A 13,350-nucleotide genomic window follows, 5' to 3' on the forward strand; every position below is an offset into this window, starting at 1 on the left:
CCTTCGATCGGTTGCGGCGTGAGCGGCGCGGCTTGCGCGGTGGCCGCAAGCGCGGCGCTCGCCGCGGCAACACCCAATGCGAATTTCAGAAAGTCCCGGCGTTCCATGACGTCATCCTCTGGATCAAGCGTAGGTGATGCAGGGGAAGTGTCGGCTGAGCGAAATGAATGACGGCTGAACTGTGCGTTCAGGTTTGGCGCGGCGCTGTCACGCGGAAAATTCCTGCGCCAGCAGCAGCGTCTCGCGCGTGCGAATCACGTCGGGCCAGTCGCGATTGAAATCGGCGATCAGCCGCTTCATCTCGTCGCCCGTGGTCGCGCGATCGAGCGAGGCCTGGTCGTCGAACTGATACATCGCCTGATGCAAAGACGGATCCGCCGCGCTCCAGAACCGCCACGCCTTCTTCACGCCAAACGATTTGACGGCATCGGGCAGATGTTCCTTCTCGTACCAGCGGTCGAACGCGGCACGCTTACCGGCATCGGTGACGGTGGCGCGGACGATGAAGAAGGCTGATGGCATCGGCGGTTCCTCCCAATGATTGTTTGGCGGGAGGATAGCCGATGTCGCCGTGCATTCGTAGAGCGGATCAGCGTGCCATCACATCAGCTTCATCGGCACATCGTCCACCAGGCGCAGGTCGATGCTGCTGATCAGCTCCGCGCGGCGCATCTCGGCGGCGTCGATGGCCGCCTCAGTCTGCTGCAGCGTGCTGACATTCGAGCCCAGCGACACGATCCCGCCCAGCACCAGCGCAATCGAGCCGAGTGCCGCGACCTGGCTGGCGCCGAGCAGTCCGAGCACGATGAGAAGCAGCAACACCCCTCCACCGCCGATCGCGATCTTCGAGGCAAGGATGAATTTTCGGCAGCGCTCGGCGACCTCGGAAAGGGCTTCGATCCGAGCTTCGAGATCGGAGATCGCGTCGGTCGGATCGTCTTCTGTCACGTCGCCGCCTGGTGTCACAACGGCAAATTGTCGTGCTTCTTCGCCGGCGCCTCGACCTTCTTGTCCTTCAGCATGGCGAGCGCCCTTGCGATGCGCTTGCGCGTCGAGTGGGGCATGATGACGTCGTCGATATAGCCACGCTCGGCGGCAATGAACGGTGACAGGAAGCGGTCCTCGTATTCCTTGGTGCGCGCGGCAATCTTGTCGGGATCGCCGATGTCGCTGCGGAAGATGATCTCGACCGCGCCCTTGGCGCCCATGACCGCGATCTGCGCGGTCGGCCAGGCGTAGTTCATGTCGGCGCCGATCTCCTTCGAGGCCATGACGTCGAAGGCGCCGCCATATGCCTTTCGGGTGATGATGGTGACGAGCGGCACGGTGCACTGCGAGTAGGCGAACAAGAGTTTTGCGCCGTGCTTGATCAGGCCGCCATATTCCTGCGCGGTCCCGGGCAGGAAGCCGGGGACGTCGACGAAGGTGACGATCGGGATGTTGAAGGCGTCGCAGAAGCGGACGAAGCGCGCGGCTTTCCGCGAGGCATCGCTGTCGAGCACGCCCGCCAGCACCATCGGCTGGTTGGCGACGAAGCCGACGGTGCGCCCCGCAATACGGCCAAAACCGGTGACGATGTTCTTGGCAAAACCTTCCGCGATCTCGAAGAAGTCGCCCTCGTCCACGACCTTGAGGATCAATTCCTTCATGTCGTAGGGCTTGTTCGGATTGTCGGGAATCAGCGTGTCCAGGGACATGTCGACCCGCTCGATGGAATCGAAGCTCGGCCATTCCGGCACGCCGTCGGTGTTGTTCGCCGGCAGGAAGTCGATGAGACGGCGCATCTGCAAGATCGTCTCGACGTCGTTCTCGAAGGCGCCGTCCGCGATCGAGGAGCGCGTCGCATGCACCGAGGCGCCGCCGAGCTCTTCGGCGGTGACGACCTCGTTGGTGACGGTCTTCACGACGTCGGGGCCGGTCACGAACATGTAGCTGGTGTTCTTCACCATGAAGATGAAGTCGGTCATGGCCGGCGAATAGACGTCGCCGCCGGCGCAGGGGCCCATGATGACGGAGATCTGCGGGATCACGCCCGAGGCGAGCACGTTGCGGCGGAACACGTAGGAATAGCCGGCGAGCGCCGCGACGCCTTCCTGGATGCGCGCGCCACCCGCGTCATAGAGGCCGATGATCGGCGCCCGCGCCTTCATCGCCATGTCCTGGAGCTTTGTGATCTTCAGCGCGTGGGTTTCGGACAGCGAGCCGCCGAACACCGTAAAATCCTTGGCGAAGACGAAGGTCTTGCGGCCGTTGACGGTGCCCCACCCCGTGACCACGCCGTCGCCCGGCACCTTGGTCTTCTCCATGCCGAACTCGGTGGAGCGATGCTCGACGAACATGTCGAACTCCTCGAACGAACCCTTGTCGAGCAGAAGCTCGATGCGCTCGCGGGCGGTCAGCTTGCCGCGGGCATGCTGCGCCTCGATGCGCTTCTCACCGCCGCCGAGTTTTGCGCCGGCGCGCCGGTCTTCAAGGGCGTCCAGGATGTGTTTCATTTGCTCCCGCCAGTTCTTACGTAAGGGATGATTGGCGGGGGTTCTAACACGGCATTTTGCGAGCCGGGAAGCGGGTTTGCAGCCCACCGGGCGATAGCCGGTAGACGCAAAAGCCCAAGGCTTTCCAAGGCGCTAGGCGGAGACGGACGATGGACGAGGCGATCGGCGAAACGGGCGCGGCAAGCGGCGGCGTCAGGACCCTGCTCCGCCTGGAGGGGCTGACGCTGTTTCTGGGCATGGTGCTGCTCTATGCGGTCTGGGGCGGCTCCTGGCTGGTGTTCGCCCTGCTCTTCCTGGCACCCGACCTCAGCTTTCTGGCCTACCTTGCAGGCCCGAGAGCCGGCGCGCTCGTCTACAACGCGGCCCACAGCTACCTGGCACCGGTGGCGCTGATGACGGCCGGTTTCGCGCTGTCCTCGCCGCTGCCCCTGTCGGTCGCCATGATCTGGCTCGCCCATATCGGCATCGACCGCGCGCTCGGTTACGGGCTGAAATATGCCGCCGGTTTCGGCTTCACCCATCTGGGCCGGATCGGGCGGCTGGGGAAAGCGTGAACGTCCGGCCCGGCCCGCTTGCCCGTCACCCGGTTACGGTTGACCGATTCACCTGACTCTGGCTTGCTCCGAATCTCGATCAGCGCCGAATGTGAAGCGTGAGCTCAGTCATTTGGTACGGCGGCGGTCAGCGTCATCTGCGTACTTGCTCCGTTCCCGTGTCCTGTACTCATGACTTCGATTGCATCACCGATGTCCGCGACGGTCGTTCCCTTGCCGCCGAACAGCGCTTCCGAAACCACCGATTTCTTGCGGCGGATGGCCAGCATGGTCTCCGGCCGTAATGGCGAGATGCTGCTGCGCGCCGCCGCCATGATCGATTCACTCACCCACCGGGCGATGTCGGCCGAGCAGCTCTTCCACCGCCAGCAGGAGGAGAGCACCCGCAATGCCGAGCTGCGCGAGGTCGCCGAGCTCGCCTCCGACGGCCTGCTCCGCCAGATCGGCGCCCTGCGCGCCCAGCTTGCCGGGGTCACCGAACAGGCGGCCACCGAGCGCGAGCAGTTCGAAGCCGAGCAAGCCCGCTTCGAGACGGAACGCGCAAGGTTCGAGGCGGAGCGCGAGCGGCTCGCCGGATTGATGCAGGATGCGGAAGCCCATGTCGCGCGCGTCGAGGCCGAGCTCGATACGCTGAAAAAATCGGTCGATGAATTCAACGCCACCGCCGTCTCCGTGCCGGTCGAGGTGCTGCGGCTGGCGCGGGCGCAGTTCGATTTCCTCTCCGACGGCTTTGCCAAGAACGGCGATTTGATCTCGCAGGCAATGAGCGAGATCGGCGGCTGCGCCATCGACCAGGTGCTGGCAAGCAAGACCGAGAAGTCGGCGTAGTCCCCTCGCCGCGCGTCCACCGCGAATTGACAGCGCGCAAACCGGTTGTTCTATTCAACGAAAATCATGGGAGGATGGCTATGCTGACGGCGTCGCGTGTCGTTGTCGCGCTCATTGCACTCGTTGTCTCGACCTTGCTGATCGGCATCGAGACCCAGGCGCAATCGTTGCCCAAGGAAGTCGCCACCCGCACCGAGATCTACGCGATCCCATCGCTGACGCTCACCGACCAGCAATTCCTCAGCGGCGATGCGGCGGCCGGCAAGCCGGTGACGGTCGCCGGCGAATTCCGCGTCGCGCAGGGCACCGGCAAGATGCCGGTCGTCGTGCTCATGCACGGCTCCAGCGGCGTCGGCGCCACCACCGAAGCCTGGGTCCACGCGTTCAATGCGATGGGTATCTCCACTTTCGTGATCGACGGCTTTACCGGCCGCGGCCTGACCGTGGTCGGCCCGAACCAGGCCCTGCTCGGCCGGCTCAACCTCATCGTCGACATCTATCGCTCGCTCGAGATCCTCGCAAAGCACCCGCGCGTCGATCCCGACCGCATCGTGCTGATGGGCTTCTCGCGCGGCGGACAGGCGACGCTCTATGCGAGCCTCGACCGCTTCCACAAGCTCTGGAACAAGTCCGGCGCGCAGTTCGCCGCCTACATCCCCTTCTATCCGGACTGCTCGACGACCTACGCGACCGATACCGAAGTCGCCGCGCGCCCGATCCGCATCTTCCACGGGACACCCGACGACTACAATCCCGTGAAGAGCTGCAAGGCCTTTGTCGAGCGGCTGAAGGAGGCCAAGCGCGACGTGGTGCTGACCGAATATCCCGACAGCGCCCACGGCTTCGATGCCGGCCTGCTCGGCGCCAACATGGTCGCGGTATCGGCGAACGCGCAGACCGTGCGCTCCTGCCGCATCCGCGAAGGTGAAGGCGGCGTACTCATGAACGGCGAGACCAACGCGCCCTTCACCTACAAGGACGCCTGCGTCGAGCTCAATCCGCATGTCGGCGGCAATCCCACCACCGCCAACGAAGCGCGGAAGGCCGTGGTGGAGTTCTTGCAGGCGCTGTTCAAGCTGGGATAGCGACGCGCTAGATCGCGCCGATGTCGGTGAGGCAGGCCTGCGTCAGCGGCATGCGCTGGGCGATGAGGCCGGGATCGCGGCAGTCCATGTTGAGCGCGAACACGGTGTGCGCGCTACCCTTCTCGGCCCAGCCGACCATCCAGCCGAGCGAGCCCTGCTCCTGTCCGGTCAGGCCGGATTTGGCGCGAATGATGCTGTCGCCGACTTTCGTGACCGGCAAGATGTCGACGACGACATCCTGGCTACGCTGGCCGATCGGCAGCGCACGGCGGCGCAGGCGATCGACGAAGTCGATCTGCTCGATCGGATCGATGCGCAAGGCGCCGGTCAGCCAGAACTGGTCGATGCCACCGCCGATGTCGCGATTGCCGTAGTCGAGGAGATCGACATATTTTTGCATCCGCTCCGCACCGATGCGGCGCGCGATCTCCTGATAGACCGGCACCGCGCTGACGAGAATCGCGCTACGCAGCGTATGGTCCTTGTTCCAGGCCTCGATCGGCCGCTTCACGCCGTCCCAGGGGAAGACGTCCTTGTCGGCGTCCTGCACCACGCCGGTCTCGAGCGCGATCAGCGAGTTCGCGATCTTGAAGGTCGAAGCCGGCAGCTTGCCCTCGCCTGAGCGCTCCTTGTCGCTGGCGATGATCATGTAGTCGTCGACCTTGTAGCCGACGAAGGTGCCGGCCGTACCGGCATCCGTGAAGCGTTTTGCAAGGCTGTCGCGGATCTCGCTGCGCGGCGGCGCCACGACGGCGAGCGCACGCGACGGCAGGACGGTGGCCGCGGCAAGCAAGCCAAAAGTGGCGCGACGAGTGATCAAGAGTCTTGTCCGTGATTGTTCATGACGGCGCGAGAATGCCGCAGATATCGTGGTCAAACAATGACGGTTCAGCGAATGCGCCCGGACAGGCGCAGCACGAACACCAGCACCTCGGCAACGGCCTTGTAAAGGTCCGGCGGAATCTCCTCGCCGAGCTCGACCTTTGACAACGCGCCGGCCAGCACCTCGTTCTCCTCGATCGGGATGTCGTGGGCCTTTGCGAGTTCCACGATTTTTGCGCCGATCGCGCCCTTGCCCTTGGCGACGACGACGGGTGCGGCGCCCCTGTTCTCGCGGTCGTAGTGCAGCGCAATCGCGAGCTTGGTTTTCTCGTCGACGCTCATAGCGCGCGATCCAGGAAATGCCCGGCCTTGGCCGGCGCCGGCTGCGGCGGCGTCCCCTCGCGGACAACGATATCGCCGGTCTTCAGCTCGGCCTTGTTCAGGGCGTCGCTGAGCTCGCCGATGCCGGCGCGCAATTGCGCCACCGTGGCCGGCCGCTCCGCCCACATCCGCACCGACGTCTTGTCGCCGATCAGCGTGATCAGCGCGTGGATCGGTCCGCTCGGCTCGACATTGAGCGAGAAGCGCGCGCGCCAGGCGCGCTTCTCGGATTCGGCCGCCTCGTTGCCGCCGTCGCGCGAGATCTCGAACTGCGCCATCGCCGTGCCCTGCGGAGTGGCGAAGGGAATCTCGAAATTCCACTGCGGCACGGACGGGTCGATGCGGTGATTGCCGCTGTCGACGCGATCCGGGAGCGAAGCGACCTGGAGCAGCGTCTGCCGCGCGATCGCGGCATCGGTGTCGTCGAGCAGGTGATGCACAGTTTGCGCCAGCGGCGCGTCTGTCGTGAGCGACGGCAGCGCGACCGGCTGCGCCGACGGCAGCGCGCCGCGGAATGGCGGTGGCACGGTGGCCGCGCGGGGATCGACGAGGTGAGAGTCCGGCGCCTTGTTCGCGGACAACGGGTTGCCGGGCGCGCGCGGCAAATCCTGCACGGCCTCCTGCAACAGGCTCAGCGCAACGCTGGCGGCAACATTGCGCGGCAATGCTGGCGTCGCTGCGGTAGCGATGTTTTCGGCGAGCGCCGTTGCTGCGCCGGTCGCAACGCGCGGCGCGGCCGGCGTTGGGCTTGCGTCAGGATCGGGCGACAGCGGCGGCGACTGCACGGTCTTGAGCGCGGCCTGCTCCGGCGATGTGGCTGCCTGCGGCACGACGACGGACGGCGAGGCCTTGCCCTGTGTTGACGTCTGCGGCTGGGTTGGCGCGTCGAGCGATCCCGAGGTGGCCGCCAGCGTCTGGCGTAGCACGAGCAGCGCGGCTTTCAGATCGGGCATGGTGCCCGATGATTGTGGCGCGCCTGATGCCAGCGACGCCTCGAACAGCAACCCGGATTTCTGGAAGGCCGCCTCGATATCGTCGCCACCGAGTTGGGGATCGAGCGGCGTCTGCTGCGCGAGCACGTCGAGCATCGCCTGCTTCAGCGCGGGCGGCAGGTTGCTGCCGTTCACCGCCGCCGTCAGATCGGCGAATAGCGGCGCCTGGCTGCCCTGCTTCGTGACGGCTTCGCTTGATGCCACCGAGACGGCGATCTGCTCCAGCGGCGTCAATTGATTGCGTGCGACGCTGGCCGACGGCGCCGAGATCGCCTTGTCGACCATTGCGGCAGCGCTTGGCGTCAGCGTGACCTGATCGGCTGTCGCCTCGCCTGCGCCGTTGACGATGGCAAGGCGCACGCCGGTGTCGTTCTTGGACACCGCGAGCTGGAGGTTCTGGCCCGGCGCCAGTGCCACCTCCGACATCACGTCGAGGGACAGGTTTGCGATCGCGATCCGCACCAGATTGTCGGCGAGCACGCTGACGACCTTGGCGCTGACGACGCTGCCGGCCTGCAGGGTAATGTCAGGCGTCGTAGCATCGGCCACAGAGGCGGCTGATGTCACCGGAAGGATGGAGCTGACGGGCGTCGGCATTCTCTGGGGCTCGCGGAAAGCGGCCCTCACCCTAACGCCCGCGTCGTAAACGTCTTGTTAAGGACCTTACGCCTGCACGGCCTGGAGAACCCGGACGGCGGCGTCAAAATCCCGTTGGCGGGCGGCGCGCCGGGCGGCAGCTTCCTCGTCCACGCCCCATTTCTCGGCGTTCCAGTCCTCGTCGACATGGGCGGCGGCCCAGACCTGGTCGGGCTCGCGCACCCCGTGCGCCAGCGCCAGGGCCAGCAGGCCCGAGCCGGTCAGCGTCGTGATCACATGCAGCGCCGCGATCGACCAGGGATCGCCAGGCAGGGCCGCCCGCGCAGCCGCGATGGCCTGCTCGGGCTGGGGCACGTGCATGATGCCTTCGGACAGGATGAAATGCGCACCCAGCGTCTCGGCGGCCCAGAACAGCACGGGGTCCCAATGCGCGGCCTCGCGGGCGACCAGCCCTTCGGGGTGCCCGGCACGATAGAACAGCAGATCCGACTGGAAATATCTTGCGAGATCGTCGGCGACATCATCGACGCGATCGACCACGCCCTCGACCACGCTGTTGGCGAGCCGCGTCAGCGGCATGGTCATGGGATTGATCGTCTCCGCCTGCGCCGCCCATTCCGCGGCCACCGCCTCGGCAAGCGCTCGCGCGGGGATCACGACCTGGCGCGCGGACGGCGTGCGGATGGCCTTGCCATCGAGCGTGATCGCAAAGCCACCGTCGGCGGCAGCAATGCCCGCCTCCTTGTAGAAACGCTTGCGCAGGGGCGTGCGGGTCGCCTGGCGCACGGCCTCCTGCGGATCGAGCGGGGATTTGCCCGCGACTTCGTCAAACAATTCGCGCATCGTCGGTGTTCGGCTCTGGTGGCATGAAGGAAGGCTTTTAAGATAAGAATTGCGGCCGATAAAGCGAGCCGCGGGATGAAGGAAATAGCCGGCATTTTGGCCCTGTTCGCCGGGCTTTGGCTGACCGCCGCCGAGGCCGGCTTCCGGTCCCCGGAATCGCTGGTCCGCAACGTCTACGCCCATTACGGCCAGGGCTCGCCGGATGTCTCAAGAGGCCTGCCGCGGGACGCGGCGACCGCCCGGCAGTTCTTCGACGCCAGCCTGCGCAAGGCCTGGAGTGCCCCGCGAAGCGAGCCCTACGACTTCCTGGTGCAGAGCCCGACCTGGCGGCTCGGCCCGGTCGCGATCTCCATCCTGCGCAGGCAGTTCGACAAGACCTATGTCACCGTCGTTTTCGACAATAACGGGCGCCGGGTGACGCTGAACTTCATCCTGGTCAGCGGCCCGGAGGGCTGGGTCATCACCGATGTCGAGAGCCCGCATGACAGTTTGCGGATGTTTTTGGAGCAATTCAGGAATTAGGGCCTGACGAGGCTCGTCTCCGACCGGCCGGAAAATGACGTCGAAAACAACCCCATGCACAGTAGAAAATGTGGGCGGGCATGGGCTGCTGATTTTACGAATTTCGCTTGACCCGTCGGGCAAATCAGTGCTATGTTGGTATCCTCGCAGCAACCGTCCTGAAGTCGCCATCTCCGGTGTCGTCCTGGCGAACGCCAGGACCCCATTACTCCAGGCCGCAGTTTGACGAAGACCGGGAGCCGCTCGGTATTCGCAGAGTGCGCTCCCGATAGATCACGCGGTATGGGTCCTGGCCTTCGCCAGGACGACTCTCGGGGCTACTGGTTCGCACAGCCTCGCGCGTATGTGCCGCGATCGCCGGGGCCCATGCCTGCAGCCGCTGCAGCATCGAGGCATTTGCTGAAGCGGTCGCCGTACGAGTTCCGCGGGATGGGCTTGTAGTTCGGGCTCGGCACGACACCGAGTTGCGGAATCTTCGGCGCCTCGATTTTTGGCGGCGGGGGTGGCGGAGGCGGCGGCGGATTGAACTGCGACGTGCCGGGCAGCGTCGATTGCGCCCGGGCGCCTTCACCAGCGAGCAGAGCCACCGCAATCACGAGGAGGATCGAAACCGTATGCCGCGTCATGGAGGACATGTCGTGCGCCTCCCCGCGCTCCGCAACCCAAAACTTTCTGGTCCGACAAAATCGGACCGAAAGCTGCAGATTCTTGCATTAACGCGCAAAGAACCGCCCACTTTTTGCAGAAACGCGCCAACTAGTCTTCAGGCGCGTTCTCGATAGGATCAAATCTGGTTGCATCGAGGCCGAGCAGGTTCCACGACTGCTGCATATGCTGCGGCAACGGCGCCGTCGCATCGATCACGCCGCCGCGCGGATGCGGGATGACGATGCGGCGCGCGAGCAGATGCAGCCGGTTCTGCAAGCCACCGGGCAGCTTCCAGTTCTCGATGTTGAAATACTTGGGGTCGCCGACGATGGGATGGCCGATATGGGCCATGTGGGCGCGGAGCTGGTGGGTGCGGCCGGTCACCGGCTTCAGCGACACCCAGGTCAGCTTGTTGCCGGCGGTCTCGACCACGGCGTAATAGGTCACGGCGTGGCTCGCTCCCTCGTCGCCATGCTGGGCGATGCGCATGATGGTGTCGTCCTCGCTCTCTTCCTTGGCAAGGAAGGTCGAGATGCGGCCCTGCTTCGGTTTTGGCAGGCCCGGCACCAGCGCCCAATAGACCTTTCGTGCCGAGCGCGAACGAAACGCGCCGGTCAGATGCGAGGCGGCAAAGCGCGTTTTTGCAATCAGGAGGCAGCCCGACGTCTCCCGGTCGATGCGGTGCACGAGGCGCGGCTTCTGGCCCTTGGCATCGCGCATCACCTCCAGCATCTGGTCGACGTTGCGCGTGATGCCGGAGCCGCCCTGCACGGCAAGGCCAGCCGGCTTGTTGAGCACGAGGACGTCGTCATCCTCGTAGATCGTCATCTCCTTCAGCGCGGCCAGCGTTTTTTGCGCGGCTTCGGAGAGTGGGCCGGCGGTCTTCGGCGTGTCGAGCTTGAGCGGCGGAATGCGCACGCTCTGCCCCTCCTCCAGCCGGTCCTTGCTGTCGACACGCTTGCCGTCGACGCGCAGCTCGCCTTTGCGGACGACGCGCTGGATGTGGGAGAATGACAGGCCGGGAAAGCGCGCCTCGAGGAAACGGTCGACGCGCATGTTGTTCTCGTCGGCCGTGACGGTGACGGTCTGCACTTTTGTCGGCAGCAGCGCCTCGACGGGCTTGGTCGGTGCTTCCTTTTCCAGCGCAGGTTTGGGCGCCCGCCGCTCGGCCCGCTCGCCGGCAAAACGCGGCGGCTTGCCACCCGGACGCGGTCCCGCCTTGTGCGGGCTCTTCGCCCTGAACGGACGCGCCTCGCGACGCTCGTCGCGCGAGCGAGGCTCCTGGTTGGTTCTCTTGATGCGGCGGCTCATGCGGTCTTTCCAAGCTTTCGTGTCGTCTGGGCACGCCGAGGAAGCGACGCGATCTTCGCGCCCATCTCCTTCTCGGCCAACCGCAGTTCGTATTGCTGTTGCAGGTTCATCCAGAATTGCGGGCTCGTGCCGAACCAATGGCCGAGCCGCAGCGCCGTATCAGCTGTGATGCCGCGCTGGCCGTTGATAATGCCGGTGATGCGATTGACGGGCACATCGATCTGACGCGCCAATTCCGCGGCCGAAATGCCGAGTTCGCGCAGCTCTTCGGCAAGATGCTCGCCGGGATGGATCGGTGTCTGGGGCATGGGATTTCGCGCGTGGAGTAGCAAGATTTACGTGTTACGTAAACCGTAAACGTGCTTTCGCGGCGAGATTCAGGGCCTGCGAGCGGTGCTATCCTCCGTTTCTGTGCCGCGGTACCATTGGAAGCAGGGAGGGCGTGCCATGAAGCGACGGGATTTTATGCGGGCTGTTGGCGCCATTGCCGGTCTCGGCATGACGGCCATTCCCGCGAGAGCTCAAGGACAAATCCGTCGAATTGGTGTGCTCGCTGTGGAGGGGCCCGCACCGCAGCTTCTCGAAGAAACTCTCAAGCAGCGGGGTTGGACGCTCGGCCAAAATCTCCAGATCGAATACCGGATATACAATGGAGACACCGATCTGGCGCACCGTTATGCCCGCGAGCTGATCTCCCTAAAGCCGGATGTCCTGTATGCTGTAACCAATACGTCGATGGCCGCACTTCAACTGGAAGGTTCAACGATTCCGACCGTCTTTGCGATGGTGAGCGATCCGGTCCAGAGGCACTACGTCGATAGCTTTTCCAGACCGGGCCGCAACGTGACCGGTTTTACGCCATTTGTGCCATCGCTTGGGGCCAAGTGGGTTTCCATTCTGAAAGAGGTCGCACCGGACATCCGGCGAATTGGCCTCATCTACAATCCTGAGCCTGGAAACAATGCCGCGTCGTTTCGCAAATCGATTGACGAGACTGCGGGCACGACAGGCGTTGTGTCGGTGGAAGCACCAAGCGGCGGCAGTTCCGACATCGAGCGCCTCATTCTCTCTCTAAAGGAGAAGCCCCATACTGGGCTTATTTTCTTGCCTGACGCTTTTACTTGGGTTCATCGGGCTCATCTCACCGCCTTGATCGGACAATGCCGTCTTCCGGCGATATATCCGCTTCGTGGCTTCGTCGATGCTGGCGGCCTGATCTCGTACGGTAGCGACATCAAGAAGATATTTGTCGCTGCGGCTTCCTACATTGACCGGATTTTGCGCGGCGCCAATTCGGCCGAACTACCGGTTCAAGTTCCAACCGAATTCGAGCTCGTCGTCAATCAAAAAGCGGCAACGCAACTCCGCCTGCAACTATCACCCACACTGCTTGCCCGCGCCGACGAGGTGATCGAATAAGCCGGGTCGCTTCTGCTGATGACTCATCTGGCGGGGAATGTCCGCTCGTGAGCCGCTGTCGGAGGGTGATCGGCCATCCGTCGGCCGCTGGTCTAATGAGCACAGGCCCTACTTCCCGCCCCGCTCCTTGCGCAGCTTCGCCCAGTAATCCAGCCGCTTGCGGATCTCCCGCTCGAAACCGCGCTCGGGCGGATCGTAAAACGTCTTCCGGCCCAGGGCTTCCGGAAAATAGTCCTGGCCGGAGAAGGCGTCGGGGGCGTCGTGGTCGTATTCGTAGGACGCGCCGTAGCCTTCCGACTTCATCAGGCCGGTCGGCGCGTTGAGGATGTGCTTTGGCGGCAAGAGCGAGCCGGCCTGCTTTGCGGTCTGCATGGCCGCGCCGAAGGCGGTGTAGACCGCGTTCGATTTCGGCGCGGTGGCGAGATAGACGACGGCTTGCGCGATCGCGAGCTCGCCTTCGGGATGGCCGAGGAAGTCGAAGGCGTCTTTTGCGGCGTTGGCGATCACCAGCGCCTGGGGATCGGCAAGGCCGATGTCCTCCACGGCCATGCGGACGACACGGCGCGCCAGGAACAGCGGGTCCTCGCCGGCGTCCAGCATGCGCGCGAGATAGTAGAGCGCGGCATCGGGATCGGAGCCGCGCACCGATTTGTGCAAGGCTGAGATCAGATTGTAATGGCCGTCGGCCGATTTGTCGTAGATCGGTGCGCGACGCTGCAAAATCTCCTGCAATTTTGCGGCGTCAAAGATTTCGTCCTTGCGGGCGGCACGCCAGACTTCCTCCGCCAATGTCAGCGAAGCGCGGCCGTCGCCATCGGCCATGCGCACCAGCACCGCGCGCGCCTCGGCATCG

17 protein-coding genes and 1 pseudogene are annotated in these 13,350 nt (G+C 64.6%); 5 read left to right on the forward strand and 13 right to left on the reverse strand.

The genetic code is table 11. The features are described 5' to 3' along the window. From C2U70_RS23470 to C2U70_RS23485, 4 genes are all read right to left on the reverse strand, one after another. A partial coding sequence (locus tag C2U70_RS23470) for a twin-arginine translocation signal domain-containing protein (RefSeq protein WP_140980820.1) occupies nt 1-107 on the reverse strand: 107 nt, incomplete at its 3' end. A gap of 100 nt (nt 108-207) precedes the next feature. Next, the gene (locus tag C2U70_RS23475; protein WP_140980822.1) at nt 208-522 is read right to left on the reverse strand and encodes a hypothetical protein; all 315 of its coding nucleotides are present in this window, start codon (nt 520-522) and stop codon (nt 208-210) included. Nucleotides 523-600: 78 nt separating this feature from the next. After that, nucleotides 601-948, reverse strand: coding sequence for a hypothetical protein (locus C2U70_RS23480; RefSeq protein WP_140980824.1), 348 nt, complete (start codon nt 946-948; stop codon nt 601-603). Between the two features lie 14 nt (nt 949-962). Then, nucleotides 963-2,495 (reverse strand): acyl-CoA carboxylase subunit beta, encoded by a 1,533-nt coding sequence (locus C2U70_RS23485; RefSeq protein WP_140980826.1) that lies wholly within the window; start codon nt 2,493-2,495, stop codon nt 963-965. Between the two features lie 149 nt (nt 2,496-2,644). On the opposite strand from C2U70_RS23485, the gene C2U70_RS23490 reads away from it, so the two are divergent. Then, on the forward strand, nt 2,645-3,049 hold the full coding sequence (locus C2U70_RS23490) for a DUF4260 domain-containing protein (RefSeq protein ID WP_140980828.1): 405 nt from the start codon (nt 2,645-2,647) through the stop codon (nt 3,047-3,049). Nucleotides 3,050-3,153: 104 nt separating this feature from the next. Here the strand turns inward: C2U70_RS23490 and C2U70_RS33120 are convergent, their stop codons facing one another. Next, nucleotides 3,154-3,318, reverse strand: a complete 165-nt coding sequence (locus C2U70_RS33120; protein ID WP_186294427.1) for a hypothetical protein — start codon at nt 3,316-3,318, stop codon at nt 3,154-3,156. On the opposite strand from C2U70_RS33120, the gene C2U70_RS23495 reads away from it, so the two are divergent. Both C2U70_RS23495 and C2U70_RS23500 read left to right on the forward strand, forming a co-directional pair. Beyond that, entirely contained in the window at nt 3,242-3,877 is a 636-nt protein-coding gene (locus tag C2U70_RS23495; RefSeq protein WP_140980830.1) for a hypothetical protein, read from the forward strand. The two genes, C2U70_RS33120 and C2U70_RS23495, sit on opposite strands and share 77 nt — an antisense overlap. An 80-nt stretch (nt 3,878-3,957) precedes the next feature. Continuing rightward, nucleotides 3,958-4,962, forward strand: a complete 1,005-nt coding sequence (locus tag C2U70_RS23500) for a dienelactone hydrolase family protein (protein WP_140980832.1) — start codon at nt 3,958-3,960, stop codon at nt 4,960-4,962. Nucleotides 4,963-4,969: 7 nt separating this feature from the next. Here C2U70_RS23500 and C2U70_RS23505 read toward each other — a convergent pair whose 3' ends face one another. From C2U70_RS23505 to C2U70_RS23520, 4 genes are all read right to left on the reverse strand, one after another. Continuing rightward, nucleotides 4,970-5,782 carry a class D beta-lactamase gene (locus C2U70_RS23505; protein WP_140980834.1) on the reverse strand — a complete coding sequence of 271 codons (813 nt, stop codon included), beginning with the start codon at nt 5,780-5,782 and terminating at the stop codon, nt 4,970-4,972. Between the two features lie 68 nt (nt 5,783-5,850). Next, nucleotides 5,851-6,126 carry an EscU/YscU/HrcU family type III secretion system export apparatus switch protein gene (locus tag C2U70_RS23510; protein WP_140980836.1) on the reverse strand — a complete coding sequence of 92 codons (276 nt, stop codon included), beginning with the start codon at nt 6,124-6,126 and terminating at the stop codon, nt 5,851-5,853. Continuing rightward, nucleotides 6,123-7,754: a flagellar hook-length control protein FliK gene (locus tag C2U70_RS23515; RefSeq protein WP_140980837.1), complete on the reverse strand. Its 1,632-nt coding sequence runs from the start codon at nt 7,752-7,754 to the stop codon at nt 6,123-6,125. The genes C2U70_RS23510 and C2U70_RS23515 overlap by 4 nt, the downstream gene beginning before the upstream one ends. A gap of 66 nt (nt 7,755-7,820) precedes the next feature. After that, nucleotides 7,821-8,597, reverse strand: a complete 777-nt coding sequence (locus C2U70_RS23520; protein ID WP_140980838.1) for an ATP12 family chaperone protein — start codon at nt 8,595-8,597, stop codon at nt 7,821-7,823. Between the two features lie 75 nt (nt 8,598-8,672). Here C2U70_RS23520 and C2U70_RS23525 point away from each other — a divergent pair, with 75 nt between their 5' ends. After that, entirely contained in the window at nt 8,673-9,119 is a 447-nt protein-coding gene (locus C2U70_RS23525; protein WP_140980840.1) for a hypothetical protein, read from the forward strand. A 317-nt stretch (nt 9,120-9,436) separates the two neighbouring features. On the opposite strand, the gene C2U70_RS23530 is transcribed toward C2U70_RS23525, so the two are convergent. The 3 genes from C2U70_RS23530 to C2U70_RS23540 all read right to left on the reverse strand — a co-directional run bounded on the left by C2U70_RS23530 (nt 9,437) and on the right by C2U70_RS23540 (nt 11,386). Then, on the reverse strand, nt 9,437-9,754 hold the full coding sequence (locus C2U70_RS23530; RefSeq protein WP_246666842.1) for a hypothetical protein: 318 nt from the start codon (nt 9,752-9,754) through the stop codon (nt 9,437-9,439). Nucleotides 9,755-9,875: 121 nt separating this feature from the next. Continuing rightward, the gene (locus C2U70_RS23535; protein WP_140980841.1) at nt 9,876-11,078 is read right to left on the reverse strand and encodes an RluA family pseudouridine synthase; all 1,203 of its coding nucleotides are present in this window, start codon (nt 11,076-11,078) and stop codon (nt 9,876-9,878) included. Beyond that, nucleotides 11,075-11,386, reverse strand: a complete 312-nt coding sequence (locus C2U70_RS23540) for a HigA family addiction module antitoxin (RefSeq protein WP_140980843.1) — start codon at nt 11,384-11,386, stop codon at nt 11,075-11,077. The genes C2U70_RS23535 and C2U70_RS23540 overlap by 4 nt, the downstream gene beginning before the upstream one ends. Before the next feature lie 139 nt (nt 11,387-11,525). Here C2U70_RS23540 and C2U70_RS23545 point away from each other — a divergent pair, with 139 nt between their 5' ends. Next, nucleotides 11,526-12,497, forward strand: a complete 972-nt coding sequence (locus C2U70_RS23545; protein WP_140980845.1) for an ABC transporter substrate-binding protein — start codon at nt 11,526-11,528, stop codon at nt 12,495-12,497. A gap of 108 nt (nt 12,498-12,605) precedes the next feature. Here the strand turns inward: C2U70_RS23545 and C2U70_RS23550 are convergent. Next, a pseudogene (locus tag C2U70_RS23550) lies at nt 12,606-13,350 on the reverse strand (replication-associated recombination protein A); the annotation flags it as partial.

Origin of the sequence: Bradyrhizobium guangdongense, from assembly GCF_006483445.1 — a bacterium.
In the GTDB taxonomy this organism is placed as follows: Bacteria; Pseudomonadota; Alphaproteobacteria; order Rhizobiales; family Xanthobacteraceae; genus Bradyrhizobium; species Bradyrhizobium guangdongense_A.